Origin of the sequence: Paenibacillus sp. EKM211P, assembly GCF_011066175.1 — a bacterium.
GTDB classification, from domain to species: Bacteria; Bacillota; Bacilli; order Paenibacillales; family Paenibacillaceae; genus Paenibacillus; species Paenibacillus polymyxa.
On the sequence record NZ_JAAMNS010000007.1, the window covers coordinates 86,347 to 112,023 of the forward strand.

Consider the following 25,677-nt stretch of genomic DNA (forward strand, 5'->3'; position numbering starts at 1 on the left):
ACTCCTTTCTCGACTCTATTCGGCTAGAATGATTTAAATTTGTGCAGAAATAGGCACTCTATAAACCTAACATGTTCTAAATGTCAAATTCCCAAGAATCATGTCGAGTCCGTTAAAATATCAAAAAGTTACACATGCTAAAAAAGTCACCTCATCGTAAAGATACCCTCCACTTTACGATAAGATGACTAGAACTGAACTTGCAGCTTAGATCCTTCTTCCTAGCATCCTGTTATTTTATAGAGAATAGAGCAGCTCCATGAGGGGGTAAATCTGCGGACAGTTCCTGCACTATAACACCTAAATCCACATGGTTCCACAAGTCTCTGGCACTTGCCTGCCCTTCAATTCCAAGCTCCTGTAGGGATACACGGACTGTTGAAGCTTCATCTCCAACATTAAATAAAGCCGCATATACGTGACCTTCCTCATTGTGAGAAGTCCAAACGATATGTTCATCCTTTCTGTAGACCTGTCGCGCATTCACACCGTTGTGATGAACATCGAGCACTTCTTTGTTCGTCAGCAATGAAAGTGTCCATGCGTCATTATCACGCAGTTCTCCTCCGAACATCAGTGGAGACCGGAAAATGCTCCATAAGGTCATCATCGTCAGCTGCTCATCCTTCGTAAAGCGTGTCCAACGATCATGACTGCCAGAATCTACTGAATCTACCGAACGAATACCTAAATGTCCGAGCGGCAACATGTCGCAATCCGGCCAGTGACCTGGACCTACATGTTCCGCCCATTTCTCGCAGCGTTCGAACATACCATACAGTAAAGGCCATACATCCCAGAAATCATCAGTCATACGCCACATATTCGCATTTGCGATTAAATCAGATGCATGTTCCAGCGGTGCGGGACCAGGCGATAGACTTAACACCATCGGACGTCCGCATTGGGCGATAGCCCGCTTAATCATTTCGATTTCCGCCAAATGAATACCATAGAGACGTGATGCAGCAATGTCATCTACTTTGACAAAATCGACCCCCCATTCCGCATACAGGTCAAACAAAGAATTATAATACTCCTGTGCGCCTTCCTTGGATGCATCTACCCCATACATATCTGTGTTCCAAGGACAAATAGAGTTAGGATGTGCAATTTGTCTGGCCGTAGCTGTAGTTCCCAAAATCGGGGTATCCTGATGAACCGCCTGTCTAGAGATGCCCCTCATAATATGTATCCCGAATTTCAATCCCAAACTATGCACATATTCTGCAAGAGCATGGAACCCACGACCGTCTGCTGCCGAAGGGAACCGATTCACCGCTGGAATCAGACGTGAAAATGAATCCATTTCCAATGAAACAAATGGTCGGTACTGTGAAGATACTGCTCCCGACTCATACCATTGAATATCCACCACTACATATTCCCATCCATACTCCTTCAGGTGCTCCGCTATATATTGAGCATTTCCCCGTACTTCCTCTTCCCTTACTGCTGCGCCATAGCAATCCCAGCTATTCCATCCCATAGGTGGTGTATGCGCTGTCAAAAGATGTTCCATTGAATTCATCCTTTCATCTGTTAGACCTTAACCTGTTACCGCAAATCTCATCAACCCCACAATACCATTATAATGTAACCCCTTACTTTTGTCGCTCGTCATCTTTTCCATTTCCACTTTTTATACATTTATGTTGACTAACTTAAAGAATGTGGTACATTTAAACTTGCTTGTTAAAAAACTTTGACTTGAATCAGAGGGTGATTTTACATGTGTGAACATGCTTATCGAATTTTGTTGTTTTACAAATATGTCAATATTGAAGATCCTGCCACCTTTACGGCAGAGCATCTGGCTTACTGCAAAGAGCTGGGCGTCAAGGGAAGAATCTTGATTGCTGAGGAAGGAATCAACGGAACACTGTCCGGTACAGTAGAGCAAACGGAGCAGTATATCCGTGATTTGCGCGCCAATCCGAAATTCCACGATATCGTTATTAAAATAGATGAATCTGACGGTCATGCGTTCAAGAAAATATTTGTACGTCATCGCCAGGAACTGGTTACGCTACGTCATGAGGACGAGCTGGACCCTAATGTAATTAGCGGCAAGCGTCTGTCACCAAAGGAGTTTTATGAACAGCTTCAAGATGAAGATGTCGTGGTTCTGGACGGTCGTAACGACTACGAATATGACATCGGTCATTTCCGCGGAGCCATTCGCCCCGAAGTTGAATCGTTCCGTGAATTTCCACAATGGATTCGCGATAATATGACTCAATTTAAGGATAAAAAAATCCTGACATACTGTACTGGAGGTATTCGTTGCGAAAAGCTGTCCGGTCTGCTGATTAAAGAAGGCTTTGACGATGTAGGCCAGTTGGATGGCGGCATTGTGACTTACAGCAAGGACCCTGAAGTACAAGGGCGTTTGTTTGACGGTAAATGCTATGTGTTTGACGAACGGATTTCGGTTCGGATCAACCATACGGATGAAGACGTTATTGTCGGTCAATGCTATCACTGTGAAACGCCAAACGATCATTATATTAACTGCCCGGTGTGCAATCTCCAACATATCGTGTGCCCAGACTGCGAAGAACAGCATCAACACTATTGTTCTGACGAATGCCGAACGAAAGCAAAAACCATGGCTTCTGCTTAAACCATTAGAATACTCGGTTTCACATAAAAGGGATGTTCCTACTAGCCGTTCAACATGGCTGTGGACATCCCTTTTGTTGTTCTCAGAATAAGTGCGTTAAGCTTCATAGTATATACCTATAACCTTAATTGTTTATCCATCTTGGACGGGCTCAAAAGTAGCGCCTTATAATGGAAAATGTCATTACAGAAAGGATGGGTGGAATTCATGATTCAAATCGTACTTTCAACTCTTTTATCCGTTATCGTTCCGCTGTCCATTCCGGTGATTGCCGGATTTTTACTCGGCAAATTCATGAAGCTGGAAACAAAACCGCTCTCGACTTTGTACTTATATTTTTTAAGTCCTGCTATGATTCTGGACACACTGCTCAAAGCGCAGCTTTCCTGGCATGATGTGACACAGACAGCCGCTTTTTCATTACTCAACCTGCTACTATTGTGGGGAATTGCACAATTAGCAGGGAAAATCTTTAGGCTGAGCGCCCCGGAAACGGCTGGGCTCACCTTAATCTCCACACTGACCAATAGTGCAAATTATGGGTTGCCGCTCATTTTACTTGCCTTTGGGCAGCTTGGTCTGGATAAAGCCTCTGTATATGTCGTCATCCAAATGATTATGGTCAATACTATTGGCGTTTATTTTGCAGCCCGCTCTGAATTTTCTGTTCAAAGTGCCGTGAAGTCGGTATTTTCTCTCCCTGCAATTTATGCGGCTCTTCTCGCACTGGGACTTCGAGCACTGGATTGGCATCTGCCCTCCGGCATTCAATCGAGCGTCTCAATGATTGCAGCTGCTTATTCTCCGGTTGTGCTGGCGATTCTGGGTACCCAAATGGCTTATGTGAAAATACTCAAGCTGGAGCCATCTATTAAAAAAGCCAGCTACGCAGGACTAACAATCCGACTTCTGCTTTCCCCGCTCGCGGCTTGTCTTGCCATGCTGATACTGGGAATTTCAGGTCTTTTGTTCTCCGTTCTCTTCATTCTGGCCTCGATGCCAGTGGCTGTGAATGCAGTCATTTTAGCCGAAAAATTTAATGCATCGCCAAAACTGGTTTCCACCTGCATCTTGTGGAGCACGCTTGCCTCATTCCTGGTTCTGCCCATTCTGATTATGCTGGTAGCAGGTTAGACAGACAAAAGGCTCTCTACACCATAGAGAGCCATGCACGATCCTGTCTCCAGTCTACTTGCACAGGTGTTTCAAAAAAAGTACTAAGCGTTTCACTGCTCAGGATATCAGTCGTTTTACCTTTGGCAAACACCGTACCCCGGCGAATCAGAATCGTATGTGTGTACATCGGTAAAATTTCTTCAATATGGTGTGTAACATACAATAAATTGGGAGAACCCGGCGTCTCGGACAGTTGACGAACGCTATCCAATAATGCTTCTCTAGAGAAAAAATCCAACCCGTTGCACGCCTCGTCCAAAATCAGCAGCTTGGGCGAGGCCATTAACGCGCGAGCAATAAGCACTTTTTGCTTTTCTCCCTGTGAGCATCCCTGATACAACCGATCGACGAGATGAGCACAGCCCAGTTGGCTCATAAGCTGAACGGCCTGTTCATAATCTATATCCGTCGTCTGGTCATACAGTCCAATGGAGGCAAATTTACCGCTGATGACGACATCCTGTGTACGCTGGCTTCCATTAATCCTTTCCTGTAAAGAGGAACTGACCCAACCAATAGATTTGCGCAATTCCCTCAGATCTACATCCCCAAAAGTATGACCCAATACACCGACACTACCTGTGGTTGGCCATATGTAGCCATTTATCATATTGAGCATCGTTGTTTTGCCTGATCCATTCAAGCCGAGTACAGCCCAATGCTCTCCCTCAGATACCTGCCAATTGATTTGATCCAGTATGGTACGGTTATCTCTCTTCCAGCTTACATTGTTAAGCTCAATGACAGAATTCATGGCTGTACATCCCTTCTATACATCGTATCATCAGATGTTTTTAGGCGTAATAATATATCACTTTTACTGCGTTAATCTTCACTTTCGTATAAGAATAGCACAGGGTTGCAGGTTGTTCAATTTTAAATTCACTATATTGCTTTCTACAAAACAATAGAAATAGAATCAAGTTCAATAGCCCGCTTAGGCTAACTTGGAATAAGGTAGTCTAAGCGGGCATTTTAGTTGTTTTAAGATTTAAGATTTCGAAGCGATGAAGACCGATTTATGAGGTAGTTTATGCGCTATTTCTCGAGGAAGGCTCAGATTCGTTGCCAATACATCAACAGGGTTGCCAGCCATCCACTCACTCAAATCAATGGCCTCGTAATGACCACTGTTAAAACCAATCAAAATACGGCATACGTCCGATCCGGTATTTTTAATATAATGCCCGGCTCCCATAGGTACATACCCTACATCTCCGGCCTCAAACTGCTCTGTCACTGCATTCCCTTCTGCCAGAAATACAGTCATTTCTGCTTTGCCGTCCAAATAGTACTGCCATTCATCCGCATTGGGATGCCAGTGCATTTCTCGCAATCCGCCCGGCTCCAGTTCAATTACAGATCCGGCCATCGTCGAAGAAATAGGAAAATCTTCTACTGTAACGGTCCGCTGAGTCCCTCCACCCGGTGCCAATCTGGGCTGTTTGGCCATTAAAGGATAGCGGTGTTTAGTAATCAGATCAGAAGAAATGCGCGGATATGCATCATGAGATGCGGTAGATGGGACAGGCCCTTTTGCAAAATAAGCTTCCTTCTTTGGCAAAAGAGCGAGCTCGTCGGCTGCAAATCCGAGATTCTGCATGACAACATCTGCGGGAGTCTGAGCGATAAAATCAGTAATGCTGAACGTATGGTCCTCCGAAAAATCACCATTATCGAAAATCAGGATAAAATGACACTCTCCAGGACCAAGACCTTGAATGGAGTGACCATAACCACGCGGGAAATACCATACATCACCGGGGTTAAAAATATCGACATAGGAAGTACCGTCTGGATGGATAACAGTTGTCCGACAGGAACCGCTAATCACATAGGCCCATTCAGCTGCATTGGCATGCCAGTGAAGCTCGCGCATTCCACCCGGCTCCAGACGCATCGAAACCCCTGCTATTCCTTCTGATACAGGGAAATCATGGACTGAAGCCCCACGTGTGATACCCCCTGGCCCGATTCTGGGTTCCTTTTTCTCCAAAGCATACTTAAATGATTTCATCGCGATTCCTCCTTAAAATCATTCTTCCCATATGTCTTTATTCACTTATTGATGCTGTGCAGGTCTATTATATACTTTTAATGTTAAAGAGATCAAATTTGTCCATTTTTTTCATCAAACTATGTCCGAATCGCCCCCTCGCGGTTAGGATTAGGGTAAATAGGCAAGAGAAAAAGGATGAATCATAAACAATTCATCCTTTTTTTGATTTAGTTTCTTTATTTGTATGATCAGCTTTATTTGCATTTTTATCTTTATTCTTGTCGTTATTCTTCTTATCCTTGCTTGGGACTGTAACTTTCTTTTTTTCATTAGCCAGTCGCCAATAGCTTATTACTTTTCGGTACATAGACTTATCTGTCAATTGGTTAAAAATGTATGGGTCTGGCTTCGTGTTCACCTCAATGATCCACGGGATAAAGCGATGATCCAATCCAATGTCCACACCAATTTGCCGGAAATTCGGATATGTTTTTTGTAGTTGTGTGGCAATGGTAATCCCCAGTTCATTGAGCTTCTTAACCAGCTCAGCCTGCTTACTTTGCGATAAATGGGATTTCAGTAGCTGTTCCAAGGCCATCGGCTTACCACCACTATGATAATTGGTCACGATTTTACGGGGATGGCCCAAGCGTCCAATAATTCCGGTAGATTCCCATGTCCCTTTTGCATTACGCTGCACCATGACCCGGATATCAAAATAACGATTTTGATGGCGCAGTAAATGAATTCCCTTTTGAATGAGATAACTTTTTTTACCCATGTGTTTCGATAGGCTGGTAATCAGTGCATCCAACTGTTTGAATTCCAGACGTTTTTCCTCATATTGGTAGGCGAAGCGCTGACCTGCCTCCTGTTCGACTTTCATCACACCTTTGCCAAAGGTACCTCGATCAGGCTTTACATAGACCATCCCATACTTCTCCAACATTGATTTCACAGTTATTTTGCTGTATTTACGGGTTTCAGGTACAAAAGGCTTGATACTGCCATGCTGGAGCAACAATTGGGTTTTATGCCATTTGCTACGCAACGCCTGCGCTTGTGAAGAATTCACTTGCCCCTCTCCTCTCTACTCTCAGGGTAGAACGCTCCTGTTAAAAAAGATCAATCTATCGTATGCGCCAAAACCCCATTCGAAGCTCCATTCGCCCTCTTCTACACAGAATTAGACAGTTGGCCTTGCCCGGTCGAAAGCGCCTGTCCAGGCATACAATAATATGAGATACCGGTAGCGTATATTTACACGTATAGGGAGTGAATAACATGTCTGCGCAATCCGATGGGCTACAGAAGGGTTCCCTCTCAATCGATGTTCTAATCCCCGCAATTGAAAAAGATCTGGCTACACTACCACTAGTAATTGACAGTCTGCGCCGTCACGTGCAGCACCGAATTGCAACCATCTATATCGTTTCACCGCAAAGCACCAAACTTCGCAGTCTATGTGCAAACAAGAAGTGCACATTTATAGACGAAAAAACGGTGTTGCCCATCACTAAAAAGCATATTCATTACGGAACAACGCGCTGGGATCGCTCAGGCTGGCTGTATCAGCAATTGCTCAAAATGAATGGCGACAAAATCAGTAAATCGTCTTTTTTTCTCGTCATAGATGCGGACACCATTTTGATTCGTCCACATACGTTCCGTAAAGACGGAAAAACAATTTTTTACTATCGCAGCTGGAGTCAACCTGAGTATTTTCGAACTTACCGTAAGCTGATGGGTGCTAAAGCTCCCTCACCAAAGTCCTTTGTCACTCACTATATGCTTTTTGAAAAAACACGGCTCACCCAGCTCAAGCAAATTATTGAGGCCAAGCATGGGAAACCTTGGTACAACGCCATTATTCAAAGTATAGACCGGACAAAACAGTTTGGATTTTCCGAATATGAAACGTATGCCAACTATCTATACAGCAATCAGCCCTCTCGGATGATTTTGCGCAAGTCATTAAATAAAGCGCTTCATAGTCGTGCTTCTTCGCTGTCACAAAAACAGTTGGATATCTATGCCCAAAGCTACCGCTCCTTATCTTTTCATCAACGCAAAGTGTACCAGCTAGCTTCAAAAACAAGGATTCAATCTTCATTGAAATAGTTCCTAAAATAGAAAATCCCGCAATTGTTGATGCAATCTAATGGATTTGCATTGAAGGAGGAAACGTCTGTGCGCATCGTATTGTTATGCGGTGGTGCCGGAAAACGGCTGTGGCCATTATCCAATGATATTCGGTCAAAGCTGTTTCTCCGGTTGTTGCCCGCTCCTGACGGGCAGCAGGAATCTATGCTCGGCCGGGTGTATCGTCAGCTTACCTTAGCCGGACTAGATTCCTCTGCCCTGCTTCTGGCTCATCAGAGTCAGGTAAATCTAGCCTTTCGCCATACAGAAGGTCGTCTGCCTGTTCTTGGCGAGCCGGCTAAACGGGGAACCTTCACAGCTGCTGCACTCGCTGCTGCTTATTTTCACACAAGAGGCATGGGGCTGGATGAAGTTCTCTGTATTGCTCCAGCAGATATGTTTGCAGGCGACGACTTCTTCCACAGCATAGCAGCGCTCTCCGGTCTATTGCTCGAGAGCGGAGCCGATCTAGCTATGCTTGGGACAAGGCCTACCCATGCCTCAGACCAATATGGCTATGTCGTTCCGGGTCTGCAAATGAGGCAGGAAGGGAAATCGGCTTATGCACAAGTTGCTCGCTTCACTGAAAAGCCGGATCTCTCTGGGGCGCAGCAGCTTATTAACCAAGGCGCACTGTGGAACTGCGGTATTTATGCTTTTACGTTACGATATATGCTGTCCTGTATGGAGCAAAGTCAATTGCCGCTGAACGATAAAGAACTGTGCGCAATGTATGATACCCTCCCGGTTCGCAGTTTCGATGAGGAGATTGCGGAGCGTACTGAACGGGCCGTTGTCCTGCCTTACGAGGGCGAATGGCACGACATCGGCAACTGGCAGACCTTAACAGAGCAGCTAGGAAGCCAAGTGATCGGGCGCGGACAAATCAGTGGTCAAACTCACGGCACACACATCGTCAATGAGCTGCCCTATCCACTTCATGTCATTGGTGTAGAGGATATTATTGCTGCTGCAAGCCTTGACGGTATTCTCATTGCATCCAAAAGCCATGCCCACGCGATCAAGGAACAGCTAGGCAAACTCCAACTTCACCCCATGCATGGTGAAACCTCTTGGGGCAGTTACCGGGTGCTGGACGAATTTGAGCACCGAAGCCCAAATGACATATTAGCTATACGACTGACGGTGTTGCCGGATCATCGCTTGAATGGACGTATTCACGGCAGCGGACTTAAAGTATGGACGATCGTATCCGGTCGGGGAGAGGTTATGCTGAACGGAGAACGCTTTGCTGCGGCAAGCGGCTCTGTATTTAGCATTCCGGTCGATACGTATCACACGATCCGCGCCGATCTGGATTCAAAACTGGAACTAATCGAGGTTCGCCTAGGTAACAGTTTGGTGAGCGCCTTCTATAAATCCGATTCCTGCAACACGGAGTTATAACATCTAAACAGATCGATTTCTGCACGAAGATCACACATCAAAAAAATCGCTCTTGAGCAAGGTGAGTAACATCCTTTGCTCATGAAGCGATTTTTTTTTGTAATATTACATCTCATAAGGAAACCGTTCTAACCTTGCCAGATAAATAAACCTTGTTGGCCTTAATCATCCCGGCCTCTCTTAAAAAGTGCTGCACGATCTTCATCTGATAGTGTATGCGTTCTTTCTGGGGCAGGCTCCACCCTGTTTCCACGGTTACCGCACGCGCCCCTAAAATACGGGCTGCAGCGGTACGAGAGGAACCTGGGAGCTCATGCAACCGCATGTTGAAATGGCATTCTTTCACCTTGATCGAGCGATTCATTCGCTTAATAATCCGGCGCGTCGTGGGAATTATCGGATTGCCCTTATTGGAGATCAGCGTTTGGCCAAGCACCTTGGCATCCTTTTGTGATAATCCATTCGCCTCATGCAAGTCGAGATACCAATCAGGGTGATGCTTTTGTAATAATTTGAATAGAGCAGTGGAAAGCGGTTGTGTTGCCGCCTGCTTTTTCCGGCGCGGAAAGGTTCGATTCAGATCCGGTTTTCCTCTAATCTGCTTGCGATAAGCCTTTTGATTCACAATTGGCACAATAATAAGCTTGCCATGGCTGAATCTCAGCTTTTGCTCATTCAAAAGCTTTACCAGTTTCTCAGCCGCACGTATACTTGCTATTTCATTACCATGTATGCCTGCAACCACCATCGCACACGGACCTTGTTGTCCCTCTATGGCTACATAATAAGGAGTCGCCCAAGAAGAGCCCTTTCCAAGCATATATCGTTTGACCTGCATCCCCTTCACCTCCGTATAGGCTTTCGGTGTCCTCTCTTCTGTTCTCGCCGACGAATGATTTCACGGTATAGTCTCAAGTAGTTGCTGGTCATCTGTTTGTTGGTAAATCTTTGGCTAACATACAATCGAAGCTGCGCGGGTGACGGGTAATTCTTTTGCTGTGCCTTTCGTGCCATTTGTCCAACTGATTTGCAAATCAACTGCGGAAAGCCTGATAGCACCTCGGGAACAGAGCCATTTTTTAGTGCCAGCACCGGTGTTCCACAAGCCATAGCCTCTACCATTACAAGTCCGAACGGTTCTTCCCACAGTGATGGAAACAACAGACACTCTGCATGTTTCAGAAGCTTCTGTTTCCGATCACCCCCAACTGGTCCCACATAGCGTATATTCGGATTGCGCTGAATTCGTGTCTGAATCTCTCGGCGAAAAAATACAGGGGCTTTGATGGGACCCGCAATAAGCAGTCTTTTTCCTGTTCGCTCTGCAACCTGAATGGCCTGCAATACACCTTTATCCGGTATAATTCTGCCCATGAACAGCAAGTAGCTGCGCTTCTCACTGCTGAACTCGTATTCATGCGTGTTGATGCCGTTATAGATATAAAATCCTTTGCCCCCGCCCATCAGCTGACGTGCTCGTTTACTGACATATACCGGGTTTTTACCGTGTCTTCTCACTGGAAGATGAACGGTACACAATGATGAGCAAGGCAGCTTCCTACGCGCTACAGCAGAACGAAAAGTATGGTCATGAATGATATGTGTGCCGGAAGGCATATGCCGAAGTACATATTGGGGGATCTGACTATGTTTCAAACCCTTGGGATAAGTAATCAACCGCGCGCTGCTCCTGCTCCCACGGGCGGCAAAAAGAGATACATGATGCCCTCGTCTCACTAATTCCTCTGTTAATTCATGCACGACCTTTTCCGTTCCGCCCTTGATGGAGGGAACAGGCTGTGCATCGGGATAGTTGGATATGACCTGCACAATGGTTAAAGGTCGGTTTTTGAATGCTTTACTCTGCTTTGAAGCCATACGAATTCCCCTTCCTGACCGGAAATACGGTGTGATCTTTACGATGTCAACGGGAATCTGAGCATACTCCCGTGCAGGTTATAAATTGTAGTATATAGGTATGTATGTTTTGCATGATTGCTTGTGCCAATCGTCTGCAAGTCACTTTTTGTCATACGAGCCTAGTCATAAGGGGGCGTTATTTAATTTGTCAAGCTAAAGTTAAGGAGAAAATTCTCATCGTTTTCTAATAAAGCAGTGCAAAACGTTGGGGTAACAGGATTGTAACCATGAGTGGTAAATTCCGGATATTTTATTTGTGTTATTGTCATTTCAGGACATCAACACAATACGAATAACGGAGGAAATTATATATGAAACGTACTTCTAAAAAATTGTGGATGGGTATTTGCTTTACGATGACTTTGGCACTGAGCGCTGGGAGCTTCGTCGTTGGACCAGACACCACTCATGCCGCTTCGACAAGTAAAGCTGATCGGATTATCTCAAAAGGCTCCCAGTATATGGGCGTCCGTTATGAACATGGAGCTCCAGCTGGCAGTACAAGCTCTTTTGATTGCTCTTCGTTCACTCAGTATGTTTTTGCACAAAATGGAATCAAGCTTCCACGTTCGTCCAAACAGCAGTCAACTGTGGGCACTTATGTACCGCGTAGTCAGCTTAAAAAAGGTGATTTAGTCTTTTTCTATGCGCCAATTCATCATGTAGCCATTTACATGGGAGACGGGAAAATTCTGCATACGTTTGGTAAAGGCGGCGTAACGGTTACAGATCTAAATTCGGGATGGTGGAGCTCCCATTACACAACAGCACGTCGTGTCCTTTAGGATCATTTTGGATGATCTCCCATCCACCGAACGCATAACTTACAAATAACATTAAAAAGGCTGTTCCTTTGAGTAGAGATGTCTACTGGAGGGACAGCCTTTCCTGTTGTTTTTGAGGCAGCGTAACGATGACATCCGTCCCTTCGCCTTCTGCGCTTTCCATGCGTATCGTACCCTGGTGAGCATCTGTTATTGCCTTGGCAATTGGTAACCCAAGCCCGGTTCCTCCGGTTTTACGATGTCTGGAGCTGTCTACTCGATAAAATCGTTCAAAGACACGCTTGATCTCACTCTCAGGAATGCCAATTCCGTAATCCTTAACGCGGAGGTGAACATCTTTTTCATCTGTAGATAGCCATATTTCGATTTCTTCCGAGCTATACTTTAACGCATTATCCAGCAAGATGACTAGTAACTGCTTGATTTTTGCAAGATTAGCATCCAGCCAAATTTCCTTCTCTTCTGTAAAAATAGAAATTTGGCGCTCATGTACAGGCTTGAGATGTGCTACCACCTGTTGACAACAACCGACCAGCTCTACCCGCTCATACGGACCGGAATCTTGCTGCTGTGAGGAGGCCAATGTCAGCAATTGCTGTGTCATCGTACGCATTCGCTGAGTTTCTTCATAGATCGATTCAATCGATTCCTTGCGTATGTCCTCGTCACGCGTACCCCACCGCCGCAGCATGTTGGCATAGCCCTCAATAATCATCAATGTCGTATTCAGTTCATGTGAGGCGTCGGAAACAAACTGCTGCTGGCTCTGAAAGCTTTCTTCCAATCTCTCCATCATTCGATTAAAAGTAGCGGTCATTTGGGATAATTCATCTTGATTAGGACTGCCAGCAGGAATTTTTTTGAATTTCAAGCTTCTTTCGATTTCCTGCATCGTTTGAATACTACTGGCAATGGGCAGCAATATCGCATTTGCCAAAATCGTGCTGCCCACCAGACTGAGCAACATAGCTCCAACAGTCGATGTGATAAGAATTGTATTTAAGATATCGAGATTGTTTTCAAGCGCATCCCATTTTTCTACGATCTCCAGTGTCCCCTTTTGACTACCTTCTGGTGAAAGCACTGGAAGATGGATAATCAGGATTTTATGATCCTGTAGATCCGTTAGTTGAGAGCTTTGAGAAAGGTTAAAATGTATATCGTTCAGCTTAAAGCGGGACTGACGGCTTACTTCATACAAAAGACGAGATTGCTGATCAAATACCCTCAGAATGGTGTCCGCAGAAAGTTCATCTTTCAACTTGGACCCCCAAGCATTTTTCAGAATCATCGTAGCTCCTGTTTCGGCAATGATTTCGGTCCATTTATTTTGTAGCACTTCTCTTTCATTACGAGTAGCAATTTTGACAAATAATAGATGAACCGTGACGTCCACAAACAGGAGAATCGTCATCACTAAAATAGAACTAAGCAGGGTAATTTTGGTCCGCAGCTTCAATGGTCTTCCTCCCGGATACAGTACCCAACACCGCGAACGGTTTTAATCAGTTTCTTTTTGTATCCATGATCAATTTTTTTGCGAACATACCGGATATATACATCTACCACATTCGTATCACCGACAAAATCAAACCCCCACACATCCTGAATCATTTGATCCCGATGCAATACCTGATTTTTGTGCTCCATCAGATAGAGAAGCAGATCAAATTCTTTGGGCGTAAGTTCGATACGTTTTCCTTCCCTCACCACGGACCGCGTCTTGGGTTCCAACACCAGGCTATCGACTTGAAGTTTGGACTGCTGCTTTTCCTCTTTTTGCGAAGTAGTAGCTGCCGGCTCCAACTGATTCCTCATACTGGCCCGCATCCGCGCTAATAATTCCTCAATTTCAAAGGGCTTTGTAATGTAATCATTAGCTCCTTCATCCAGACCTGAAACTTTTTCAGGAGTCGTGTTACGTGCAGTGACCATAATTACCGGGGTATAATTGTCCACTTTTCGAATCTGCTTCAGCACCTCGACACCGTTCATCTCGGGCAGCATCACATCCAGTATGATAATATCCCATGTAAGGGATAGTGCTTTTTCCAATCCTTCTTTTCCCGTCTGTGCAATTTCAACCGCATATCCTTCGTGGGATAACTCCAGTTGAAGCAATCTGGATATCTTCGCTTCATCATCAATGACCAGCACCGACTTTTCCATTGCAAAACCACCTATTTTTTATAGAGAAAACTAATAAGCAATGCACATACCATTCATTTTTTATTTGATTTTAAGCTTTTATCCGTATAGTCGCTCTATAATATAACTTTGTAATTTAATTTTTTGAGGTTAAGGAGTAATTTATTCATGTTAATTAATGTAGACTTTGCTTTGTTTCACTGGATCAATGAATTGGCTAATCACCTCGCCTTTTTGAATGGAACTATGCGTTTCTTGGCGCAATATGCACCGTATTTATTTGGAGTGGCTTTACTGCTATACTGGTTCACCTTTAAAATGCCGCATCGGATGATGGTTTTAGAAGCCGTTATAACGGTTTGTATCGGTTTTACAATTAGCTGGTGTCTTGGACATTTGTTTTACAGAGATCGGCCTTTTGTCGGACACTCTGTCATTCAGCTGATTCATCATGATCCCAATGCTTCATTTCCGAGTAACCATGCACTTGGAGCTTTTGCTTTGGCAGCAATTCTATGGCTTCATCATCAAAAATATCGTGTCCTCTGGATTGTCTTGGCTGTGCTTATTGCGATATCCCGCGTATGGACCGGTGTGCATTATCCTTCAGATATTTTGGCAGGGGTGCTCATTGGGGCAGGTTGCGCAGTTGGTGTTCACAAATTCATTCGCAGTCGGAAGCTTCCAGGCATCTTCATCCAAGCAGCTATTATTTTTTATGAAAAATGGGAGCAGAAGCTAGGAATAAAGCATGTAGAACAGACGAGAACAAAGATGACCCAATCTACTTCCTCTGTGCAAATAAAAAGCAGACGCTAATGCGTCTGCTTTTTTTAGCCTCATGATTTATGCACTCATTATGCAGTCGATTTGGTACGAAGTGGTAGCATTCGTTCTTCATACCGCTGGTAGAACCAAATGCAAGCCGCCATCCAGCAACCACTCATGAAATAGCCACCCACAACGTCACTCGGATAATGAACACCCAAATAAATGCGGCTTGTCCCGATCGTTACAATTAGTAGGCTACTGAGCACAACAAGAAGGATACGACCTATCCTGGAAGGAACGTGCTTCCACAATAAAAACGTCAGCGCCGCATACATACTGAAAGCGGTCATGGAATGTCCGCTTGGAAAGCTATATCCATTCGCTTCGATAATACGGTTGATTTCAGGCCTCGCACGCCGAAATAGCATTTTTAGTACCGTATTCAACAGCACTGATCCCAGCACAGCAACCGCTAAAAAAAGCAATTCTCGTCGGTGTCCCAATACACTATAGAGCACGAACATGGCAATTAAAATGATGATTACCACTGGAAGCCCGCTGCCGATAATAGTGAAACATTTCATAAGACGTGTCATGAAAGGCGATTCCAGTTGTCCAATAGCCGTAATGATCTTGTGGTCAAAATGCCGTACTTGCTGGTCGCTAACCCATAATGCGATTAAGCCAAAACCAAGGGCACATACTATACATGTAAGTAGAGCCACGGAAATCGGTAGCTTTGTATATATTTGCTTCATTTTTTAGAGGTCCTCCATGAAATTCATCCCGTGATCAAACAAAACGCAGCATTCACATCGTCCATGTATTTACTTTACCCACTTTTCTTGTATCATTTCATAAAAAGATTAGCTTTTAGAATAAAGCATGGTTAGCTTTTTGGCAAAAGAACGAGGAGTCATCCTGTGATATGAAATCAATTCCCCATTACAGATCACGTGAAATACGCCATACGGTGTCGGAGACAGTTCCATGAGTTGTGAACGATCTCGTATATCAATAATCTCGGGTTGTATCCCCACAGTCTCAGCTGCTTCAATCACATTGTGCGTGGCTATTTCCAGATAAGGGCATTGATGAGTTCGTAAAATGGTTAAGCCTTCACTAAAATGATCCAGACGTTGAACCCAATTATTAGGGAAATAAGGATCTGAATGCTCTTGATTAAACTTATAAACATACAACTGAAAAGAATATGGAGCATCCTCCACATGCCGGAATCCGTTTTTCAGAAAAATTTCGGGACCTGGCGCCCAGGAGGTATCTATATTTGTAACGACTGCCACTCCCTTCTTCCCCAACGTAATAGCATCTTGAATGCAGCGTTGAATAAGCTGTGAGCCTAATCCCAAGCCGGTTACAGCAATCCAGATACAATGAATTACTAGATATCCATCCGCATGAACAGCTCTCCATGCTTGTTCACCCGATGCATACTCTATAAATCCTGCTGGTTTATTGTCTTTTCTCAATTGTATGTAAGTCAAATTTTGAGTGAATTCTTTTTCTGTCCAATTCATTTTTTGTACATATCCCGGTGCTTTTTGCATGCTTCTCATGCAAAAACAGCCGTCTTCCCTTATTTGATTTTCATACCATTCAATGGTTGTTGTTGAATTTTCCATTTAGTCTCTCCTAACTTTATGAATATTGATATAAGGATTTCATAATGATTACAAAACCGCAAGCGAAATATAGTTAAAAAAACAGCAAAAAAAAGACACCACTCAAGCCTTATTGGCTCGAATGGCATCTGTCATTGCATGTGAGACACTGCTAACACAATTCTATGTCAAACAAATAGCATCTTCTTATTAGGTTGGCGTGACTTCACCAAGTTTAATCTTATTCTCTGCTTCTTCAATTGGATAGCGTTTGCGGAACCACAGCGATTGAAGCAGCAAAAAGGTGCCGCTTACGGTCCAATATAAAGGCATGGCCGCAGGAGCGTTGAAGGAAAAGACCGCCATCATAATCGGTGAAAGATAACCCATAATAGCAAATTGCTTGCGCTGGTCAGCCGTCATCTGTTGCTGAGAAAGCTTAGCCTGTGCCAAGTATACAACTGCGACGACAATTGCCAGAATCCAGTCCGGCTGTCCGAGCCGGAACCATAAGAATGAATGTGACGCCAACTCCGGCGTGAGTCGGATGGCAGTATACATACCGCTTAAAATCGGGAGCTGAATGAGAATAGGCAGACAACCGATATTGAGCGGATTGAATTGATGCTCTTTGTACAGCGCCATCATTTCCTGCTGCATACTCTGCTGGCTGGTGGTATCTTTTTTATTCTCATACTTCTTTTTAATTCGGTCCAAGTCGGGCTGCATAGCGCTCATCTTGCGCTTCATACCCTGCTGGGCACGCGTTTGACGCATCATTAGCGGCAATAAGGCCAGACGGACAATGAATGTCAAAGTCATGATCGCCAGCCCAAAACTTCCACCAAACCATTCCGCCAAATGCTGAATGAGCCAAGAAAGTGGGAATACCACGTAATGATTAAAAAAACCAGGTGTCTGTGCATTAATCTCCGCAGCATTCGCACCACAACCAGACAGCAGCATGACCACCGCCAACGCTACGATTAAACCCAATATCCGTTCTTGTTTACCCCAAAAAGTGAATCCCTTGAATCGTTTCATATGTTCCTCCTCGTTGATTGGCTGTGCCATTTTTCAACAAGGGGGAACAATCGGAAGCATCTTCATCTGGCGCTTCCTTCCGCCGAATGTGACGTGCTAGCCGGACAGGCATGTCCTGTCCGCGGGCAGACATCGGCATCAGTGGAGAAGCATGCGAGCGAACGGGGCCGCCTTCGACCCAGCATTCAGCTACGCTGCCATGCAAATGAGCAAGATACGTATATGTCACTGTGCACAGCAAGCCGATCGTAAGCAAATAGGGGAGTAGGTCCTGAAGCTCAAACAAGGGATTCACCTCCTTCGGTATGTTGCTACAATTATAGCACGAAACCGGACAATCGACTAATCTTTAAATAGAGATAGAGATCGGATTACACAAAAAAGTACGCTCTACGTAACGGTAAAACTTAACGTATAGCAAGCATACGATTCAGTGCCTGTACAGCGTCCTGTCTGATCTGAGCATCCACCCGAATTACACCTACAGGCTCTCCCCGATCAATCTGTTCCATTGCCCACAGCAAATGCGGAAGATCGATCCGGTTCATGGTCAGACAAGGACACATATCGGGATTGAGCGATTCAATCTGCTGTTCAGGGTGCTGTTGTCTAATTCGTTGCACGAGATTCATCTCTGTGCCAACGGCCCAACGGGTTCCCGGCTCTGCCGCACGGATCGTATCGATGATGAATTTGGTGGAGCCAGCACAATCTGCGAGTTGTACAACCTCATAAGAGCATTCGGGATGAACGATGACTCGGATATTTTTATCGCGTTCACGGACGTTGCGAATATGATCTACCGTAAATTTTTCATGAACTGAACAATGCCCTTTCCATAAAATGATTTTTACGGTTGCCGGGTTTCGTTCAGTCTCCAACTGATCGGTCATAGGATTCCATACAGCCATTTCATCTAGCGGAATTCCAAGATCATGGGCTGTATTGCGTCCCAAATGTTGATCCGGCAAAAATAAAATACGTTCCTTTTGTTTCAGTGCCCAGTCTAGCACCTGCTTTGCATTCGAAGAAGTCACGGTAGCCCCGCCATGCCGTCCTACAAAGGCTTTAATCTCTGCTGTGGAATTTACATATGTTAACGGAATGATCGTATCACCAACCAACTCCTGCAAATGCCTCCACGCTCGTTCCGTCTGCTCCATATTCGCCATATCTGCCATTGAGCAGCCTGCGCGCATATCCGGCAGAACAACGGTTTGCCGGTCGGTAGTCAGCATATCCGCTGTCTCCGCCATAAAATGAACCCCGCAAAACACAATAAACTCCGCTTCCTGATTTTGTGCCGCCATTTGAGCGAGCTGTAGAGAATCTCCTGTTATATCAGCAAATTGGATAACTTCGTCTTTCTGATAGTGATGGCCCGGAATGAGCAGCTTTGAGCCCCATTTTTGTTTCAGCTCGGCTACGCGTTGCTCCATGTCAGCAACCGTCAGTGTTTTATAATGCTCTGGCATAAGTCCACGATTTCCTTGTAAAACGTCTAGCATAGACATTAGATTCCCTCCATATCGTTGCGGCTGACTGTCCCTCGCTCACGAATAGATAACCGCTATGTGTACAAAACATATTTACATGTGTCTTGACACCTATATTTACACATGCCTACAATAATCTCAAGAGTTTTTGGAATGGAATTATTTTTAAGCGGGGAGGATTTGCTGTGATTTACCTGGACTACGCCGCTTCCACACCCATGTGTGACGAAGCTTTGCATATATATAGCGTAATGAATAAGGAAATGTTCGGAAATGCCAGCAGCCTCCATGATGCAGGCGGTCAAGCAGCCTACACACTAGATTACAGCAGGCAACGAATGGCAAAAATGATTGGCGGGCAAAAGGAAGGCATCTATTTTACATCAGGGGGCACAGAATCCAATATGGTGGTCGTGCAATCAATCCTGAACGGGCTGCCGCCAGACAAAAAGCATTGGATTATGAGCGCTTTGGAACATCACTCGATGTATAATCTTGCTACTTTGCTAGAACATCAGGGCTATGAGCTAACTATTATACAACCGGATCGGGAAGGACGAATAACCCGTGAAGTTCTTGTACCCCATCTTAGAGACAACACCGGGCTCGTATCGATACAACACGCCAATTCGGAGACAGGGCTGATTCAGGATCTTGCTGCCTTGTCTCCCCTGCTTCACGAACGTGGTATTATGTTGCACAGTGATGCGGTACAAACATTTGGGAATGTTCACATAGATGTAGAAGCCATGGGAGTGGATGCACTCTCTATATCAAGCCATAAAGTATATGGCCCCAAAGGTGTCGGTGCTGCATATCTCAAACCCGGAACCCCATGGCGTCCGTTGTATCCTGATACACTGCATGAAAACGGATTTCGTCCTGGTACAGTTAATGTTCCTGGGATTGCAGCCTTTGTCGCAGCGGCAGAAATGATGACGGAACAGATGGAGATGCATCAGGAGCGATATGCTACCCTGCGAAGATACTTTATTACGAAAATTCAGGAAAGATCCATTCCATTACGTTGGGTCGTAGAGGAAAGCGAAAAAAAAGCAGTGCTTCATCATATTGTAGGATGTTTTTTTCACGGTTACGAGGGACAATATGTTATGCTGGAATGTAATCGTAGCGGTGTCTGTATATCTACCGGAAGCGCATGTGCCGCCGGACATCACGATCCTTCACCTGCCTTACAGGCACTTGGAGCATCTGAACGTGAAGCCTTACAATTTATCCGTATTTCTTTCGGCAGGACAACCACCATCGAGGAATTGAATGTACTGGTAGATATTTTGACAGACCTGACGCATCGACAAGAAAGGAGCTTATCCCGTTGACTGAATCTTTAAAACGGTCAGGTACGGATCGCCGCGAACAGCTGCTATTGTGGCTCAAAAGCGAGTCACCGCTGACCGGGAGCGAGCTGGCACGCAGGTCCTCCGTTTCCAGACAAGTAATTGTACAAGATATTTCCCTGTTAAAAGCAAGCCAAGAGCCTATACTTGCAACGAGTCAAGGATACATTTATATGGAACCTGCGGCTCAAGCCGCTCCCTTAGCCTCTCGTATTATTGTGTGTAATCACCGACCTGAACAAACAGAAGAAGAATTAAAGCTAATTGTAGACTACGGTGTCAGTGTGCAGGATGTTATAGTTGAACATCCAGTATATGGAGATCTGACTGCTCCAATACGGGTCGGAACTCGCAAAGAAGTGGACGATTTTATACGTAAGATCAGCTCCACCCAAGCCACGTATTTGTCCCAGCTGACCGGAGGCATCCACCTGCATACCTTGCATGCGTCGGATGAAGATAAAATTAATGATGCCTGTGCTGCATTGGAGCAAGCCGGCTTCCTAATGACAGATTGATCTTAATACGATAGCAAAGCAATAAAAATCCTTTCCAGTTTGTGGAGTGCAAATGCACTCCGCAGGGATGGTATGTAAATAGCTTGAAATGAAAAATCCCGGCCCCCTATAAAGGGAATCGGGAATGGACTAAGTGAGCTTAATTTCTAGCAACTCATATTTGATTACAGCCATAGGTGCATCGACATGAATGATACTGCCCACTTCTTTCCCCAAAAGTGCCTTACCTAAAGGACTCTCATAGGAAATTTTGTTGTCCAGAACATCTGCCTCCGCAGGACTTACAACTTTGTATTCCACCTTCTCCGAAAATTCGATGTCATTCAGAATAACAGTAGAACCGATACTGACCGTTTTAAGATCCAGATTACTTTCATCCACTATCCGAGCTTTGGTCAACATTTTTTCCAAGACCATGATTCGTGTTTCCATAAACGCCTGATCGTCCTTGGCTGAGTGATATTCACTATTTTCCTTCAGATCTCCATAGCTGATGGCCAACTTGAGGCGTTCGGCTAGCTCCTTGCGTTTTACTGTCTTCAGTTCCTTGAGCTCTTCCTCCAGCTTGGCTAATCCCTCTTTAGTTAACAATACTTCTTCATTCGACATGGTCTTATTTCAACTCCTATTTCAGCACTTTGCATAATTCAAGTTCAATACTCGAAGGTACAATATATACGAGCTAAACCGTTAGGGTCCATCTATTGCTAATTGGATAAAGCTCCTGGAATTGATGCAAAATGCTCATTTAGCTTGCTTTATTGTAGTTTACTCTAAATTGGACCAACATGCGAAAAGAAATTCAGGAAATAGCAATCAGCTACCTTCGACCACTGTGATCCATATGGTAACCAAAGCTTTCTTGTTCGCATATCGTATGATCATAACGTATTTTAATGAGCACGTGCAGTGCCACTGCCCTTGTCCCAAATTTCATGCAAATCAGGCAGGAGCAGTGTATGGCGGGAGGAAGGATTCAATGGCTTCCTTAGGAAAGAATGGCAATGGGAACGGGAATCGCAAATCCAAATCCCCCCCTAACGGTCAAAAGAAAAATGGATTAAACAGTAATTCGGCTATCTTTTCAGCACTTCAAGGAAAAAATGTAGAGGTCCTAGTCGCAGCCCTCCTACTAACAGGAAAACTAAACGTCGATTCCGTGACTTTATACAGACAAGCAACATTATTTTTAGGTCTCACAGGAAAATACAAAACATTAGCATCTGCCCCTACTAATGTCGACAATATGGTGAAATTTTTAAATGATAACGGCAATATGACGTTGGATCAGGTGATACAAGCCTTTTCGCAGAAAATAAATAATTAACAGGTGGCGAAAGGAGATAGTTGTGGTGAGTGAGTTTGATGGAGAATCTTTTGCAGAGTTTATCATTATTGTGATTCTAGTTGCCATGATCTTCTATGGCTCCTCAGATATAGAGGGACTTTCCGCTTCGCCAACCCAATCCTAAAATGCTAATTCCCGCAAAAAAGAGCATCTATAGACTCTCGCGAGGTCAATAGATGCTCTTCCTTTTTAACGGCTCATTATTTCGAATTAACGTTCCTTCACTTCTACACTTATGGTTTGACTGGAAACCTCTCCTGCAGCATTGACTAACTCGGCCCGATACTCATATATACCCGGCTTTTGATTTTGGATGTTGGTCACAGCACTTTGGGCCTGCGGACTTTGGCTCGACAGATCCTGCGTGTCGATCAGCTCTCCATTTTCATACAGGTTGTATTGGGTTGCATTCGTACCCCACCACATGTTCATTGTCAGGGTATAGTTGCCGTCACCATCCCAATTGTTATGAGACAACACCGGTATGCCAGGAGTAGCATCGATCACTTCGACAGTTAACGGGTCGCTGACCGTTTTACCGGAAGCGTTGATCAGCTCAGCAGTATACGTGTAGGTTCCATTGCTCTTGCCTGTAACAGAAATGACTGCATGCTGTGCTTCAGGGGAAGCCGCTTGCAACGATTGGGTCGCGATCAGCTTGTCATTTTCATACAACTTGAGTTCATCACCATTCGTGCCCCACCACAGATTCATGGTGATATTGTAGTCTCCATCCTTCAGTCCGGTGTCCTGACCGTTATCATGAGACAGCACCGGTTTACCCGGCACTTCACCTACAGTGTTTTTCTCGACTCTAACGGTTACTGGATTGGATACGACCGTTTTACCGTCCAAGGTGACGCTCGCTGTAATCTCGGCGCTCCCCTCTTTTAGGGCCCGAAGCTCTCCATACGTATCCAGTGCAACAGATTCATGGCTGCTGATATACTGAACAGAGGCATTACTTAAATCAGCTTGGCTGCCATCTGTGAGCGTACCCTTGAGATGTGTGGCTGCTGTATCCCCAACGTTAAATGTTGTTTGATCCAGTGAAAGCACTACTTCCTGCAAAGCTGCGCCTATCTGAGCTGAAAAATCATCTAGCCCGCCCGGCTTTAACTGATAATTTCCTTTGAAAACCGCCGAAATTCCCTTCAGCTTCACTTGCTGTCCTTCTTGATACGGAAAAGATGTCCGTGTTAAGCCTGTACGTGCATCAACTCGCACATGATGGCTAACCTCACCCGCTACTACATCAAATTCAAACGAACCTACAGGAGTTGCATCTATTATATTACGAATAATGGCAGTAGGAAGCTCAACCAGCTGTCCTTGGTTCGCATCGCTGAGTTCAGTGACCTGCACAGCTTGCGGAAGTTGTCCTTCTCCCGTTTTTTCAATAGCCACTGGATCAGTCAACTCGACTTCACCATTGTACAGTGCCAAACTTGCTGTAATCTTTACTCGATCACCTTGGTGAAAGCCGCTTTGGTTTTGATAAACATAAATGCCGCCACTTTCATCCTGCATATAGAAGGCTTGACCGCCAAAAGCCCCTGGTTCTATCGTCACAACACCCTCCAAGGTCACAACTTTGCCAGCCGAAAGATTCCGCGCTTCTGCGACACTGATTCGAGCTGGAATTGTATTGCCATCCTCAGGCAACGGCTGGGCTGGGACATCTGCCAGCACGACGGATTGGGTCAGCAGGTTGCTGCCATTTTGTCTCAGCCTAAGATTAGCTGCACCACTGGTACCCGGCTTGATCCGCACCGTCAGGTCCCTATAGGCATGCCCCTTGCTGTCGGATTCCAGACTAAATGTTCCGCTATAACCGTAAGAAGTCGGCCAGCTTCCATCCGGATTTTGAATCTGGGCTACTTGATTGCCGCCCGCTACATAAATACCTGCACTGAATCCGCTAATCGTACTATTGGGAGCCAGTTGGTCGGCAACTATGCGAATTTGAAAAGGCTGTGCATTCGGTAGTTGCTCCTGCCGAACGATGCTGTACACAGGCTGCGCACTGGCTGTAGGTCCGCCATAGGAGCCGGCCTTGAACGTTCGCTGATCCCACCATTTGTAGCCGGCTGCAGGAGCGGACCAAGGCTCGGCTTGCGGTTCCGTGGAAGCCTGAGGAGCTTCAAAAGACAGCAATGCCGTCGGCTGATCTAGCTGTAAGTTTTTTACATCCGACAGGCTGGTATACTCCTCCTTCTTGGACAACCAATCGACGATATTGACCAGTAACACAGCGTCATCCTGCTCCTTAAAGCCGTCATACGTTGTCTTCTTGGTTCCTGTCTCTTCACGCAGATATTTCGGCGTTGCATCTTCAACAGGAGATGAATCCCCAATGAAAGCAGCTTTGCCTAGACCTACTTTTGCTACAGCTGCATAAGGTCCTTCCGCTATACCACCTCCGTTATAAACGCCCTGATCTACTGCATTCCCCCAAGCCTGATTGGTTTTAGGCAGATATACGATCCCCTTGGCTTTGGTCGGGTCAATAATCGCCAATGTTGATCCTGCGTGCATTGCCACATTACTCACTCCTGCTGTAATGCCGAACGCCTGGACAGGTTCAACAATCTGATTAGCCGTGATATCGCCTAATGCATTGTAGCGAAAGCGTATACCAAACTGGTTACCCAGCCAATCTGAGCTAACCACGCCCTGCATCGCTGCCGAGCTTTTTTCTTCCTCACTCATTCCCTTTGCAGGGTCTTCCCATGCACCACGACGGTACCCATTGATACTTTCCGATCCGTCCCAGCGATTCTTGTTGCGGTCGGCGTTATAATGATCACCAATGAAAAAAATGCTATTGCCTGCTTTAACATACTGTTCCATTGCGGCCTGTTCGCTTTGTTTAAAAGGAATATTCGGCTCCGCTGTCACAAATACATCATAATTCTTTAAATCATTATAAGTAATGGGTGTAGATTGGCGAAGTTCATGAACATCGTAGCCATTGTTTGCAAGGGCTTGGCCAAAATCTGAAAATCCACCATCAATCACCCAATCTGCTGCGCCGGCTGTCTGTCCATGTGTATTATCGAACAACACTTTTTTACCAGCGTTTTCGTTGACCACTTTGGCTGCAATGAAAGGGGCCGGGTCTGCCGGACCTTCTGCGCGTGCCGGTTGCATGCCGCCCACAACACCAGCGTACAACGATAAAGTGAAAACCATAGCTGTTGCGTATTTGAAGCTGCGGGATGTAAAACGACGAAAGATTCCCATTCTATTCCTCCTGTTAATTGGTTTAAGGCCCCTCTCAAGAGGGGCACTAAATATAAATGTTAGCATTCATT

At 45.1% G+C, this 25,677-nt stretch carries 24 protein-coding genes; 9 read left to right on the plus strand and 15 right to left on the minus strand.

Annotation, left to right across the window (positions count from 1 at the left end):
• Nucleotides 1–232: 232 nt before the first annotated feature.
• Entirely contained in the window at nucleotides 233–1,522 is a 1,290-nt protein-coding gene (locus G9G57_RS12905) for a glycoside hydrolase family 27 protein (protein WP_090891209.1), read from the minus strand.
• Between the two features lie 210 nt (nucleotides 1,523–1,732).
• Here G9G57_RS12905 and trhO point away from each other — a divergent pair, with 210 nt between their 5' ends.
• Together trhO and G9G57_RS12915 are read left to right on the plus strand one after the other, a co-directional pair.
• Nucleotides 1,733–2,626, plus strand: coding sequence for an oxygen-dependent tRNA uridine(34) hydroxylase TrhO (gene trhO, locus G9G57_RS12910; RefSeq protein ID WP_017428505.1), 894 nt, complete (start codon nucleotides 1,733–1,735; stop codon nucleotides 2,624–2,626).
• A gap of 207 nt (nucleotides 2,627–2,833) precedes the next feature.
• Entirely contained in the window at nucleotides 2,834–3,760 is a 927-nt protein-coding gene (locus tag G9G57_RS12915; protein WP_025364789.1) for an AEC family transporter, read from the plus strand.
• Nucleotides 3,761–3,776: 16 nt separating this feature from the next.
• On the opposite strand, the gene G9G57_RS12920 is transcribed toward G9G57_RS12915, so the two are convergent.
• The 3 genes from G9G57_RS12920 to G9G57_RS12930 form a co-directional block, all read right to left on the minus strand.
• The gene (locus tag G9G57_RS12920) at nucleotides 3,777–4,556 is read right to left on the minus strand and encodes an ABC transporter ATP-binding protein (RefSeq protein WP_017428504.1); all 780 of its coding nucleotides are present in this window, start codon (nucleotides 4,554–4,556) and stop codon (nucleotides 3,777–3,779) included.
• Between the two features lie 237 nt (nucleotides 4,557–4,793).
• Complete coding sequence (locus G9G57_RS12925) at nucleotides 4,794–5,819, minus strand: cupin domain-containing protein (protein ID WP_017428503.1); 1,026 nt, start codon at nucleotides 5,817–5,819, stop codon at nucleotides 4,794–4,796.
• 193 nt (nucleotides 5,820–6,012) lie between these two features.
• Complete coding sequence (locus G9G57_RS12930; RefSeq protein ID WP_107735022.1) at nucleotides 6,013–6,876, minus strand: YheC/YheD family protein; 864 nt, start codon at nucleotides 6,874–6,876, stop codon at nucleotides 6,013–6,015.
• 209 nt (nucleotides 6,877–7,085) lie between these two features.
• Here G9G57_RS12930 and G9G57_RS12935 point away from each other — a divergent pair, with 209 nt between their 5' ends.
• Together G9G57_RS12935 and G9G57_RS12940 are read left to right on the plus strand one after the other, a co-directional pair.
• On the plus strand, nucleotides 7,086–7,922 hold the full coding sequence (locus G9G57_RS12935; protein ID WP_017428501.1) for a DUF6492 family protein: 837 nt from the start codon (nucleotides 7,086–7,088) through the stop codon (nucleotides 7,920–7,922).
• 69 nt (nucleotides 7,923–7,991) lie between these two features.
• Nucleotides 7,992–9,350 (plus strand): sugar phosphate nucleotidyltransferase, encoded by a 1,359-nt coding sequence (locus tag G9G57_RS12940; protein WP_017428500.1) that lies wholly within the window; start codon nucleotides 7,992–7,994, stop codon nucleotides 9,348–9,350.
• A gap of 112 nt (nucleotides 9,351–9,462) precedes the next feature.
• Here the strand turns inward: G9G57_RS12940 and G9G57_RS12945 are convergent, their stop codons facing one another.
• Both G9G57_RS12945 and G9G57_RS12950 read right to left on the minus strand, forming a co-directional pair.
• The gene (locus G9G57_RS12945; protein ID WP_164965035.1) at nucleotides 9,463–10,188 is read right to left on the minus strand and encodes a succinylglutamate desuccinylase/aspartoacylase family protein; all 726 of its coding nucleotides are present in this window, start codon (nucleotides 10,186–10,188) and stop codon (nucleotides 9,463–9,465) included.
• Nucleotides 10,189–10,193: 5 nt separating this feature from the next.
• Entirely contained in the window at nucleotides 10,194–11,228 is a 1,035-nt protein-coding gene (locus G9G57_RS12950; RefSeq protein ID WP_017428498.1) for a glycosyltransferase, read from the minus strand.
• A gap of 353 nt (nucleotides 11,229–11,581) precedes the next feature.
• On the opposite strand from G9G57_RS12950, the gene G9G57_RS12955 reads away from it, so the two are divergent.
• Nucleotides 11,582–12,055, plus strand: a complete 474-nt coding sequence (locus G9G57_RS12955) for a C40 family peptidase (protein ID WP_017428497.1) — start codon at nucleotides 11,582–11,584, stop codon at nucleotides 12,053–12,055.
• 82 nt (nucleotides 12,056–12,137) lie between these two features.
• On the opposite strand, the gene G9G57_RS12960 is transcribed toward G9G57_RS12955, so the two are convergent.
• Complete coding sequence (locus tag G9G57_RS12960; RefSeq protein ID WP_044786570.1) at nucleotides 12,138–13,514, minus strand: sensor histidine kinase; 1,377 nt, start codon at nucleotides 13,512–13,514, stop codon at nucleotides 12,138–12,140.
• Entirely contained in the window at nucleotides 13,511–14,224 is a 714-nt protein-coding gene (locus tag G9G57_RS12965) for a response regulator transcription factor (RefSeq protein WP_107735020.1), read from the minus strand. Before G9G57_RS12965 ends, G9G57_RS12960 begins: the two co-directional genes overlap by 4 nt.
• A 147-nt stretch (nucleotides 14,225–14,371) precedes the next feature.
• Between G9G57_RS12965 and G9G57_RS12970 the strand changes: the two genes are divergently transcribed.
• Nucleotides 14,372–15,022, plus strand: a complete 651-nt coding sequence (locus G9G57_RS12970; RefSeq protein ID WP_016818951.1) for an undecaprenyl-diphosphatase — start codon at nucleotides 14,372–14,374, stop codon at nucleotides 15,020–15,022.
• A gap of 38 nt (nucleotides 15,023–15,060) precedes the next feature.
• On the opposite strand, the gene G9G57_RS12975 is transcribed toward G9G57_RS12970, so the two are convergent.
• The 5 genes from G9G57_RS12975 to nadA form a co-directional block, all read right to left on the minus strand.
• On the minus strand, nucleotides 15,061–15,732 hold the full coding sequence (locus G9G57_RS12975) for a phosphatase PAP2 family protein (RefSeq protein WP_016818950.1): 672 nt from the start codon (nucleotides 15,730–15,732) through the stop codon (nucleotides 15,061–15,063).
• A gap of 108 nt (nucleotides 15,733–15,840) precedes the next feature.
• On the minus strand, nucleotides 15,841–16,617 hold the full coding sequence (locus tag G9G57_RS12980; protein ID WP_107735019.1) for a GNAT family N-acetyltransferase: 777 nt from the start codon (nucleotides 16,615–16,617) through the stop codon (nucleotides 15,841–15,843).
• Between the two features lie 189 nt (nucleotides 16,618–16,806).
• Nucleotides 16,807–17,640 (minus strand): membrane protein insertase YidC, encoded by an 834-nt coding sequence (yidC, locus tag G9G57_RS12985; RefSeq protein ID WP_016818947.1) that lies wholly within the window; start codon nucleotides 17,638–17,640, stop codon nucleotides 16,807–16,809.
• Nucleotides 17,606–17,926 carry a hypothetical protein gene (locus G9G57_RS12990; protein WP_017428493.1) on the minus strand — a complete coding sequence of 107 codons (321 nt, stop codon included), beginning with the start codon at nucleotides 17,924–17,926 and terminating at the stop codon, nucleotides 17,606–17,608. The genes yidC and G9G57_RS12990 overlap by 35 nt, the downstream gene beginning before the upstream one ends.
• Before the next feature lie 121 nt (nucleotides 17,927–18,047).
• The gene (gene nadA, locus G9G57_RS12995) at nucleotides 18,048–19,154 is read right to left on the minus strand and encodes a quinolinate synthase NadA (protein WP_164965036.1); all 1,107 of its coding nucleotides are present in this window, start codon (nucleotides 19,152–19,154) and stop codon (nucleotides 18,048–18,050) included.
• A gap of 167 nt (nucleotides 19,155–19,321) precedes the next feature.
• Between nadA and G9G57_RS13000 the strand changes: the two genes are divergently transcribed.
• Both G9G57_RS13000 and G9G57_RS13005 read left to right on the plus strand, forming a co-directional pair.
• Entirely contained in the window at nucleotides 19,322–20,476 is a 1,155-nt protein-coding gene (locus tag G9G57_RS13000; RefSeq protein ID WP_019687145.1) for an IscS subfamily cysteine desulfurase, read from the plus strand.
• Nucleotides 20,473–21,012 (plus strand): transcription repressor NadR, encoded by a 540-nt coding sequence (locus G9G57_RS13005; protein WP_016818943.1) that lies wholly within the window; start codon nucleotides 20,473–20,475, stop codon nucleotides 21,010–21,012. Before G9G57_RS13000 ends, G9G57_RS13005 begins: the two co-directional genes overlap by 4 nt.
• Nucleotides 21,013–21,141: 129 nt before the next feature.
• Here the strand turns inward: G9G57_RS13005 and greA are convergent, their stop codons facing one another.
• Nucleotides 21,142–21,621: a transcription elongation factor GreA gene (gene greA, locus G9G57_RS13010; RefSeq protein ID WP_013371005.1), complete on the minus strand. Its 480-nt coding sequence runs from the start codon at nucleotides 21,619–21,621 to the stop codon at nucleotides 21,142–21,144.
• 370 nt (nucleotides 21,622–21,991) lie between these two features.
• On the opposite strand from greA, the gene G9G57_RS13015 reads away from it, so the two are divergent.
• Nucleotides 21,992–22,339, plus strand: a complete 348-nt coding sequence (locus G9G57_RS13015; protein ID WP_016818941.1) for a hypothetical protein — start codon at nucleotides 21,992–21,994, stop codon at nucleotides 22,337–22,339.
• Between the two features lie 231 nt (nucleotides 22,340–22,570).
• On the opposite strand, the gene G9G57_RS13020 is transcribed toward G9G57_RS13015, so the two are convergent.
• A complete protein-coding gene (locus tag G9G57_RS13020) occupies nucleotides 22,571–25,606 on the minus strand; it encodes a chitinase N-terminal domain-containing protein (RefSeq protein ID WP_164965037.1) in 3,036 nt (1,011 codons plus the stop codon).
• Nucleotides 25,607–25,677 lie beyond the last annotated feature (71 nt).

Bases quoted from the DNA above. Each gene is read 5' to 3' on its own strand.
- G9G57_RS13015 (WP_016818941.1), top strand. From the start codon at position 21,992: ATGGCTTCCTTAGGAAAGAATGGCAATGGGAACGGGAATCGCAAATCC.
- G9G57_RS12955 (WP_017428497.1), top strand. From the start codon at position 11,582: ATGAAACGTACTTCTAAAAAATTGTGGATGGGTATTTGCTTTACGATG.
- G9G57_RS12970 (WP_016818951.1), top strand. From the start codon at position 14,372: ATGTTAATTAATGTAGACTTTGCTTTGTTTCACTGGATCAATGAATTG.
- G9G57_RS12925 (WP_017428503.1), bottom strand. From the start codon at position 5,819: ATGAAATCATTTAAGTATGCTTTGGAGAAAAAGGAACCCAGAATCGGG.
- G9G57_RS12950 (WP_017428498.1), bottom strand. From the start codon at position 11,228: ATGGCTTCAAAGCAGAGTAAAGCATTCAAAAACCGACCTTTAACCATT.
- G9G57_RS12920 (WP_017428504.1), bottom strand. From the start codon at position 4,556: ATGAATTCTGTCATTGAGCTTAACAATGTAAGCTGGAAGAGAGATAAC.
- G9G57_RS12980 (WP_107735019.1), bottom strand. From the start codon at position 16,617: ATGGAAAATTCAACAACAACCATTGAATGGTATGAAAATCAAATAAGG.
- G9G57_RS12935 (WP_017428501.1), top strand. From the start codon at position 7,086: ATGTCTGCGCAATCCGATGGGCTACAGAAGGGTTCCCTCTCAATCGAT.
- G9G57_RS12975 (WP_016818950.1), bottom strand. From the start codon at position 15,732: ATGAAGCAAATATATACAAAGCTACCGATTTCCGTGGCTCTACTTACA.
- G9G57_RS13020 (WP_164965037.1), bottom strand. From the start codon at position 25,606: ATGGGAATCTTTCGTCGTTTTACATCCCGCAGCTTCAAATACGCAACA.
- nadA (WP_164965036.1), bottom strand. From the start codon at position 19,154: ATGTCTATGCTAGACGTTTTACAAGGAAATCGTGGACTTATGCCAGAG.
- G9G57_RS12915 (WP_025364789.1), top strand. From the start codon at position 2,834: ATGATTCAAATCGTACTTTCAACTCTTTTATCCGTTATCGTTCCGCTG.
- G9G57_RS12965 (WP_107735020.1), bottom strand. From the start codon at position 14,224: ATGGAAAAGTCGGTGCTGGTCATTGATGATGAAGCGAAGATATCCAGA.
- trhO (WP_017428505.1), top strand. From the start codon at position 1,733: ATGTGTGAACATGCTTATCGAATTTTGTTGTTTTACAAATATGTCAAT.
- greA (WP_013371005.1), bottom strand. From the start codon at position 21,621: ATGTCGAATGAAGAAGTATTGTTAACTAAAGAGGGATTAGCCAAGCTG.
- G9G57_RS12945 (WP_164965035.1), bottom strand. From the start codon at position 10,188: ATGCAGGTCAAACGATATATGCTTGGAAAGGGCTCTTCTTGGGCGACT.
- yidC (WP_016818947.1), bottom strand. From the start codon at position 17,640: ATGAAACGATTCAAGGGATTCACTTTTTGGGGTAAACAAGAACGGATA.
- G9G57_RS12905 (WP_090891209.1), bottom strand. From the start codon at position 1,522: ATGGAACATCTTTTGACAGCGCATACACCACCTATGGGATGGAATAGC.